Genomic DNA, 8347 nt, shown 5'->3' with positions numbered 1-8347 from the left:
CTCCCGGGTGGAGTACCCGGAGGATTCCGCGGAACCCGCCTCCGAAGGCATGGAGGACGCCGACACGGTCGGGGACGACCGGAGCGAAGGCAGCGGGGAAGAGGGGGCCTGAGAAATCCGCCGGCGGGGGATGCAAAACCGGCCGGGGTGATACGGTCGAAAGTCCCCTCGACGAGTCCAGCCGTCTGATAATATTTCGCGGTGGCGGAAGATTTTTCAAAAAGAGCCGGAATCCCGATACCAACCCAGTCGGTGGAACACAGTTGAGCCGGAACTACGAAGTCCTGATACACGACCACCAAAAGGTGGTCTGGGTGGACCCCGAGCTGCCCCGGCGGGCGGCGGTGCTGACGCTCACCCTCGATGAGGCGCCTGAGCGCAGCATCGCCGTCGTGCTCTTCGACGACGTCCAGATGGCCCGGCTCAACGAGACCTACACCGGAACGGGTGAAACCACCGACGTGCTGGCCTTCGATCTGCAGCCCGGCGAGGGGGATGAGCCGTCCGGGGAGGAGCCGGAGCTCCTGGGGGACGTCTTCGTGAACGTGGAGGCCGCCGTGCGCCAGGCCGGAGAACAGGGCCACAGCCTGGGGCGGGAGCTGGCCATCCTCGTCGCCCACGGGGTGTTGCACCTGTTGGGATACCTGGACGCCGACGTGCGGGGGCGGGACGGGATGATGGCCAAGGCGGTGCTGACGGCCGACCACGAGTGGCTTTCCGCCTACACGAAGAGGCAAGGGGTTTAACCGAGCGAAGCGAGTTATGCCTCCGGCAAAACCCCTTGTCTACCTGTGAGGGCTTGAGGGTAGCCGATGCCCCGGGAGAGCGGAAACCGGAAACGAAGCGTAGTGGAGTAATGCCTCCGGCAAAACGAAGCGAACCGAGCGAAGCGAGCTACGCCCCCGGCGAACCGAGTAACGTTCCCGGTAAAAAGGAAGCGAAGCGAGTAATGCCCCGGCAAAAGGAAAATGCGCCCGGCGGGACGACCGACGGTCCGACCGCGCCCAAAGGGGCCCCCGCGACCGACGGTAAACCGGGGAACCGAGCGCAGCGAGCTACGCCCCCGGCGAACCGGCGTCGGAGCACGATCGGGACCAAGCCCCGGATGTCCCAGTCCTTCAACAACGCCCTCGAAGGGATAATCTACACCCTCAAGACCGAGCGCAACATCCGCGTCCACTTCCTCGTCGGCGTCCTGGCCATCGCCGGGTCGCTGTTTTTGAACATAGACCGGAGCGACCTCGTCCTGATAATCCTGTCGGTGGCTTTCGTCCTGGTGACGGAGCTCATCAACACGGCGGTGGAGAAGGCACTGGACCTGATGACCACCGCCTACCACCCCCTGGCCAAGCTGGTGAAGGATATCTCGGCGGGGGCGGTCTTCATCGCGGCCATCACGGCGATCATCGTCGGCTATCTGGTCCTGTTCAAGGATCTGAAGCCCCACATCTTCTCGGCCATCCGCGCCGTCAAGGGCAGCCCCGAGTACGTCACCCTGATCAGCTTCACCCTGGTGATAGTGCTGGTCATCCTGGGCAAGGTTCTGGTCGGTCGAGGAGCTCCGCTCCACGGGGGGATGCCCTCGGGCCATTCCGCGGTCAGCTTCGCCGTCTTCGCCATCGTCACCCTGGTGACCGAGAACCCGCTGGTTTCGGTGCTCGTATTCCTCCTGGCGCTGATTATCGCCGACGCGCGCATCCGACGAGGCGTGCACACCTGGAGAGAGATTGTGGCCGGGGCTCTTTTAGGCATCGGCATGGTCACCCTGAACTACTGGCTATTCTTGACTTAAATGGAAGGGCAAGGGGCTTAACCGAGCGAACCGAGCTTTAGCGAGCTACGCCCCCGGCGAACCGAGCTATGCCCCCGGCAAACCCCCTTGTCTCAACAGTGAAGATTATCATGCACATACGCTGCTTCGCCATCGCCATCCTCGCCGTGTTCCTGCCCGCGGTCGCCGCCGAGGCTCCAGGGTACGAGCTACCGCCCAACGAGAGCGTGCTCTGGGGTTACGCCAACGAGCTCTTCGACCTCGCCCGCGCCTACGGAATCGTGACCGAGAAGACCGACGAGGAGATTCTCGCCCTCTTCCCCCAGACGAAGGACCTGCTGGAGCGCCTCAACGGCGACCTGTCGTTCTGGATCGCGGACCTCACCGACCGCGGGATCCTCGACACACCCGGGGATGTCAACGAGGCGCTGAAAAGCCTGATCTACGACATCTACAACAAGGTATCCACCACCATCGCCGTCTTCCTGGACGGGCAGTTCGAGCGGGGGGCTTACTTCATCGCCTCGCTCCGCCGCAACTGCGAATCGCTGACCGAGTACTTCCACAACCTGGGATACTAAAACCGTCCCCGGCGGATCCAGCGGGCAGGGGCGTCACCCATGAGGAAACCCATCACCGGCGTGAAGCGGGCAGCGGCGCTTTTATTGACGAGCGCCCTTTTAACGATGGCGGCGGCCGAGACCGAGTCCGCCGTCGAGGGGAGGGGGCTCTGGATTCCCGCCTGGGAGCTCACCAGCCCCTCCGCCGTGCGAAGCGCCGTCATCCAGGCCGCCGAGTACCGCTTCAACGCCATCTTCGTTCAGGTGCGCTACCGCGGCGACGCCCTGTACATCCCCCACCGCTACACCTCCTACTACGCCAATCCCGAGCCGCGCTCCATTTATATGAAGGGCCAGCCCGAGGACTTCGACCCTTTGGCGCTGGCCGTGGAGGAGGGACACGCCTGGGGCCTTTCGGTCCACGCCTGGGTCACCTGCTTCGAGGTCACCGGCGGCTTCGCCCCCCAGGACGAGAACCACGTGGTCAACCGTCACCCCGAGTGGGTCTCCTGCGACCGGTGGGGAAACCGGATGGGCGTCGGGCACCGGGCCTGGCTCGACCCGGGCATCCCCGAGGTGCGCGACTACACCGCCTCGGTGCTCCTGGACATCGTGTCCAACTACGATGTGGATGGGCTGCACCTGGACTACGTGCGCTATGAGGGGCCGGACATGGGCTTCACGCCCATCGCCGTGAGCGAGTACTGGGTGCGGACCGGCCTGGATCCCAACCCGGCGGACGAGACATGGCGGGCCTGGCGCCGGGACAATATCACCGAGTTCGTGGATCGTGTGCAGCGCGAGGCACGGGAGATCAACCCGGAAATAATCGTCTCGGCGGCGGTGTTCGCCGACCGCGCCGGGGACGCCTACGACGGGGTGTGTCAGGATTGGGGACGCTGGCTGGAGGAGGGCCTGATCGACCTGGTGCTCCCCATGTCCTACTCGCTCAAGGCGGGGGTCATCGAGCGGCAGACGGCGGACGCCGTGGCGCACGCGGGCGACGGCCTCGTTTACACCGGCATCGCTCTGGGTAACGACTCGGACGGGTCGAAGCCGCTGGACCCGGCCGTGTTGCGGTCGCACATAGATGCCGTCCGGGCGGCGGGCGCGGACGGCGTTACGATTTTCTGCTACACGGAGCTGAAGGAGCTGATTCTTTCCGGGATGACTCCCGACGACCTCTTCACCGACTCAGCCGAGGAACCGTTTCAGGAGGAGAGGTAGCCCGAGCGCCGACGATTTTGGAAAAACCTTCCGGGTCGGTGTCGCCCTCGGTATTGAACAAGAGAACCCGCGACGTTTCGCCCAGACCCAGGAACCGCCTGGGCTTTTCTAATTCCGGGACGCGTAGAAGGGCCAGGAGCGCGGCCAGTCCCGCCGCGCCCGATTCACCGGAGACAACACGCGGGTCGTCCTTTTTGGAATGGTAATAGGCCCGCATCGCCTCGCGGGCGCAGTCGTCGGGGAGGGCGAGGAAGAGGTCCGTCCCGGCGGCGAGAATCGGCCAGGCCATGAGGGATGGCGTGCCGCAGTTCAACCCGGCCATGATGGTCTCCGCCCCCGGCAGGCTCACCCGCCGGCCGGCCCGCGCCGAGGCCAGGCAGCAGTCCGCCCCCGTCGGCTCCACGCAAACGATTTTAGGCATCCGGTCGCCGTAGCGCCCGGCGAGGTAAGCGACCGCCGCCGCGGCCCAGCTCCCCACCCCGGCCTGGAGGAAGACCGCGTCCACGACCGGTCCGCCGGGGGGGAACAGTTCGTCCTCCAACTCGCGGAACATGGTGACGTAGCCGGCCATGATGCGGGTCGGGATTTCGGAAAAACCCTCCCAGGCGGTGTCCTGGACGAGGACCCAGCCGTGTTTCTTTGATTCGCGGGCGGCGGCGCGCACCGCGGCGTCGTAGTCGCCGTCCACGACCGTCACCCGGGCGCCGAGGTTCTCGATGCGCCGGACGCGGGCCGGGACGGTTCCTTTCGGCATGAAGACCTCGGCCTTCCGGTCGAACAGCCGCGCCGACCACGCCACCGCCATCCCGTGGTTCCCGTCCGAGGCGGTGCAGAAGACATGGTCGCCGGGATTTTCCTCCAGGAACCGATGAACGGCGTAGGAGGCGCCCAGCGCCTTGAAGGCCTTCGTCCCGAAGCGGTGCGCCTCGTCCTTGACGTGGATGGAGGCCAGATCGAGCTCCGCCGCCAGCCCGGGCAGTTGCACGAGCGGCGTCGGCGCGTAGCCGGGAACTTTTTCATGGAAGGCGAGGGCGTCCCCGCCCACGCAGACCTGCGCGGCGTGGCATCCCGCCACCCCCGCCGGGTTCTTGGCCAGATTTAGATGATAGTAACGAATTTCGGTCATAAATAAAAAAAAAGGACAACCCACCACCCTAATAAAGGCCGCGTTAGTTTCAAAGATTATTTATTTTTATCCAGCTTGATGTCTTTGCTCAATGCTTCAGCAAGCATTTTCACCTGCTCACTACTACTTACAGGGATATTATTCCAAAGTCTACTGGTTAAACCTGTTAAACTATCTATTCGATTTCTTTCGGATAACTCATTTAATATCATACGAATTCTATTTAATTCATTATAAATAATTTCATTTGTAATTTCTTTCTTTGTTTCTTTTTTGCCCTCTTGTTCTTCTTTGAGATACAAATTAATTTTTTCTTCTAATTCTGGATAATAATTTTCAAAGTGCCTTATTATAATTTTATCATTGACAGGATTTTCTAATTTCTTATTAATGTCTAGTATTAATTCTTTTATGCTATCTTTTTTGTTCTGTACATATTGAAATAAATGTAAAGGATTATCGGCTAATATACTAACGTCAACATTAAATATAAATGGTGCTACATTTTTCTTCTGAACACTTGCTATAACTCCGACTTCAAAATTAACCCATGGTGAAACTAAGCTCTCTTTTGTTACACAAATTATTCCAAATTTTGATTCAATGAGCATTTTCATTAGTCTATCAAACCATACTTCACCCTTCTCAATGTCAGGAGAGATATTGACATCAACATCTTGGAGTAATAAAGGTATCCAATCCTTTAATGCAACTGCAATCTTTCTCCCTATTGCACCTGACCAACTAATGAAAATTTCCAAAGTTACTTGTACCTCTTATCTACTAGGCTGGGACTGTAACTGTTAATCCCGAATTAGGGCCTGGTGGTAAACCAAGTGCAGTATCTACTCCAGGATGATCCCGTAAATCATCGAGGAGACTTTGCGCATCAATTCTGGTGCCTATCTTTAACTCAGATTCAGGCCTAGGATTAGATACCTCTTTGCCTCTGTAGACAATTACAACATTTAGTCCTTGTTCCAGAACTCTTTTACAAATAGCACGGACATAAAAACGATTAAACTCTCCCTCAGCTAGCATAGTGTGTGCATTTCGTTGAACAGCTCTTTCTCTAGTTATTCCATTTCTAGTATAAGTCTCACGGGTTTTTAGTAAACCCCTTGTTTCGATTTGCTCTGCAAGCCAATCTTCATTATGATATTTAGCTGCATCAATAAGGAGATTTTTAAAGATTTCCTCAGTACCCACGCGCAACCTTGGGCTTATATACAGACAACCACGTTCAACATCAAGTTCTACTTCCTCAAGCATCTTCTGCCTAGTTAAGTCATCAAGGTTCTGAAAATAAAACGCCATGACTCCTCCTTAAGAATCAAAATAAATAATAACAAAACGGGTGGGTTTGTCAACCCACCCGCGTTAATAAACTTATAGCATCTCCTCCACGTGCTTGAGGTGGCGCTCCAGGGCCTCGAGCTCGGCCGCCAGCCGGTCCCGCTTCTCCTCCTCGCCCTTGACCACCTCGGCGGGGGCCTTTTGGCGGAACTGGGCGTCGGCCAGCTTCTTCTCGACTTTGAATAACCGCTCTCGGACCTTCCCCAGTTCCTTCTTCACCCGCTCCAGCTCGGCGGTGAAATCCACCACCCCGGCCAGCGGCACGTAGAGCTCCACCTCGCCCGCCACGCCCACGGCGGCCCCCTTGGGCTTGACCACCTCCGGGCCGGCCTCGATTTCCTCCACGCCGGCCAGGTTGGCGAAATAACCGGCCTGAGCCTCGACCAGGGCGGCCAGGTCGCCGTCCGTGGTCTTCACCAGCAGCCGGACCTTGGCCCCGGGCGGGACGCCCATCTCGCCCCGGATGTTGCGCACGGTGTCTATCAGCTTCTGCAGCCGCTCCACGTGCTCCTCGTCCCCCGCGTACCCCGGCCAGTCATCTCCCCCCGACCCAATGCCATGGTCCTCATCCCCCGCGTACTTCGACCTCTCCGCTTGGCCCTCCCAGGGGGAGACCATGAGGTCCGCGGGCGCGTTGGGGAAGAGGCGGTGGAATAGCTCTTCGGTGATGAAAGGCATGATCGGGTGCAGGAGCTTCAACAGCAGGCGCATCCCGTGGAGGGCCACCGCGAGCGCCACCCCCTTGGCCTTGGGGTCGTCGCCGTAAAGGCGCGGCTTCACGAGCTCCAGGTACCAGTCGCAGTAGTCGTGCCAGAATCCCTCGTACACCAGGTGCGCCGCCTCGTTGAATCGGTACGCTTCCAGCGAGTCGGTCACCTCTCCGGCGAGGCGGCCGAGCCTGGAGATTATCCAGCGGTCCTCCAGGGTGAGCTCGCGGTCGTCGGGCAGCTCCCCGGCGGTGAGCGGAGCCTCGTCGGCGAGGCGGCTCCCGGCCAGGTTGAGCTGGAGGAAGCGGGCGGCGTTCCAGACCTTGTTGGCGAAGTTGCGCCCCACGGTGAAGCGGTCTTCCCACAGCCGCACCGACTGCCCCTGGCCGGTGAGAATGACCAGGGTGAAGCGCAGGGCGTCGGTGCCGTATTCGCCGATGACCTCGCGCGGGTCCACGCCGTTGCCCAGGGATTTGCTCATCCGCCGGCCGTCCTTGGCCAGGATGGTGGCGTGGAGGTACACGTGGCTGAAGGGTTTCTCCCCGCGGAAGTGCATCCCACTCATAATCATCCGCGCCACCCAGAGGTAGATGATGTCCGGCGCGGTGGAAAGGACGGCGGTGGGGTAGAGCCTCTTCAACTGCTCCTCGTCGTCGGGCCAGCCCAGGGTCGAGAGCGGCCAGAGCGCCGAGGAGAACCAAGTGTCCAGGACATCCTCCTCCTGGCGCAAGGCTCCGCCGCATTTCGGGCACCGCTCGGGGGTTTCTATCTCCACCACGATTCCGCCGCAGGCGTCGCAGTACCAGAGCGGCATCCGGTGACCCCACCAGAGCTGGCGGCCGATGTTCCAGTCCCGCAGGTTCTCCATCCAGTCGAGGTAGACCTTGGTCCAGCGCTCGGGGATGAACTTCACCTCGCCCCGCTCCACGACGCGGATGGCGGGCTCCTTCAGGGAGCTCATGTCCATCCACCATTGCTCGCTCACCAGCGGCTCGATGGTCTTGTGGCAGCGGTAACAGGTGCCCACCGAGTGGGCGTAATCCTCGGTCTTCTCCAAAAGGCCCAGATTCTCGAGGTCGGCGACCACTTTTTTCCGGCATTCCTCGATGCCGAGCCCCGCGTAACCGGCCCCGGCGTCGGCGGTCATCCGCCCCTCGAAGTCTATGACCACCAGGCTCTCCAGACCGTGCCGCCCGGCCATCTCGTGGTCATTGGGGTCGTGGGCCGGGGTCACCTTCACCGCCCCGGTGCCGAAGGCGGGGTCCACGCGCTCGTCGGCGATGACCGGGATACGCCGCCCGGTGAGCGGCAGGTCCACCTCCCGGCCGACGAAGGCATTATACCGCTCATCCTCGGGGTGGACCGCCACCGCCGTGTCGCCCAGCATCGTCTCCGGCCGCGTGGTGGCCACGACCAGGCTCCCCGAGCCGTCGGCCAGGGGGTAACGGACGTACCACAGGTGGGAGCTTTGGTCCTCGTACTCCACCTCGAGGTCGGAGATTGACGTATGACAGCGGGTGCACCAGTTGACCATGCGCGCGCCGCGGTAGATCATCCCCGCGTCGTAATAGGCCTTGAAGGCGGTGCGCACCGCACGGTT

General features: G+C 60.8%; 8 protein-coding genes. 4 read left to right on the top strand and 4 right to left on the bottom strand.

All coding sequences use genetic code 11. The features are described 5' to 3' along the window. Positions 1 to 263: 263 nt before the first annotated feature. From ybeY to NTW26_07430, 4 genes are all read left to right on the top strand, one after another. Positions 264 to 746, top strand: a complete 483-nt coding sequence (gene ybeY / locus NTW26_07445; protein ID MCX7022091.1) for an rRNA maturation RNase YbeY — start codon at positions 264 to 266, stop codon at positions 744 to 746. A gap of 359 nt (positions 747 to 1105) precedes the next feature. Next, a complete protein-coding gene (locus tag NTW26_07440) occupies positions 1106 to 1792 on the top strand; it encodes a diacylglycerol kinase (GenBank protein ID MCX7022090.1) in 687 nt (228 codons plus the stop codon). A gap of 110 nt (positions 1793 to 1902) precedes the next feature. Continuing rightward, on the top strand, positions 1903 to 2352 hold the full coding sequence (locus tag NTW26_07435) for a hypothetical protein (GenBank protein ID MCX7022089.1): 450 nt from the start codon (positions 1903 to 1905) through the stop codon (positions 2350 to 2352). Positions 2353 to 2391: 39 nt separating this feature from the next. After that, positions 2392 to 3558 carry a family 10 glycosylhydrolase gene (locus tag NTW26_07430; protein MCX7022088.1) on the top strand — a complete coding sequence of 389 codons (1167 nt, stop codon included), beginning with the start codon at positions 2392 to 2394 and terminating at the stop codon, positions 3556 to 3558. On the opposite strand, the gene NTW26_07425 is transcribed toward NTW26_07430, so the two are convergent. From NTW26_07425 to NTW26_07410, 4 genes are all read right to left on the bottom strand, one after another. Beyond that, entirely contained in the window at positions 3518 to 4684 is a 1167-nt protein-coding gene (locus NTW26_07425; protein MCX7022087.1) for a diaminopropionate ammonia-lyase, read from the bottom strand. The two genes, NTW26_07430 and NTW26_07425, sit on opposite strands and share 41 nt — an antisense overlap. Before the next feature lie 56 nt (positions 4685 to 4740). Then, a complete protein-coding gene (locus tag NTW26_07420; protein MCX7022086.1) occupies positions 4741 to 5445 on the bottom strand; it encodes a TIR domain-containing protein in 705 nt (234 codons plus the stop codon). A gap of 22 nt (positions 5446 to 5467) precedes the next feature. Next, positions 5468 to 6001 (bottom strand): hypothetical protein, encoded by a 534-nt coding sequence (locus tag NTW26_07415; GenBank protein MCX7022085.1) that lies wholly within the window; start codon positions 5999 to 6001, stop codon positions 5468 to 5470. 72 nt (positions 6002 to 6073) lie between these two features. Continuing rightward, positions 6074 to 8347 (bottom strand): valine--tRNA ligase (locus tag NTW26_07410; protein MCX7022084.1); only part of this gene is annotated, 2274 nt, incomplete at its 5' end.

This window comes from bacterium (genome assembly GCA_026398675.1).
Classification (GTDB): Bacteria; RBG-13-66-14; RBG-13-66-14; order RBG-13-66-14; family RBG-13-66-14; genus RBG-13-66-14.
The sequence above is the reverse complement of the archived record's forward strand: the minus strand, read 5'-3'. Positions and strand labels throughout refer to the sequence as shown.

Excerpts from the sequence above, each read along its gene's own strand:
- NTW26_07440 (MCX7022090.1), top strand. The coding sequence starts at position 1,106 with ATGTCCCAGTCCTTCAACAACGCCCTCGAAGGGATAATCTACACCCTC.
- NTW26_07435 (MCX7022089.1), top strand. The coding sequence starts at position 1,903 with ATGCACATACGCTGCTTCGCCATCGCCATCCTCGCCGTGTTCCTGCCC.
- NTW26_07430 (MCX7022088.1), top strand. The coding sequence starts at position 2,392 with ATGAGGAAACCCATCACCGGCGTGAAGCGGGCAGCGGCGCTTTTATTG.
- NTW26_07425 (MCX7022087.1), bottom strand. The coding sequence starts at position 4,684 with ATGACCGAAATTCGTTACTATCATCTAAATCTGGCCAAGAACCCGGCG.
- NTW26_07415 (MCX7022085.1), bottom strand. The coding sequence starts at position 6,001 with ATGGCGTTTTATTTTCAGAACCTTGATGACTTAACTAGGCAGAAGATG.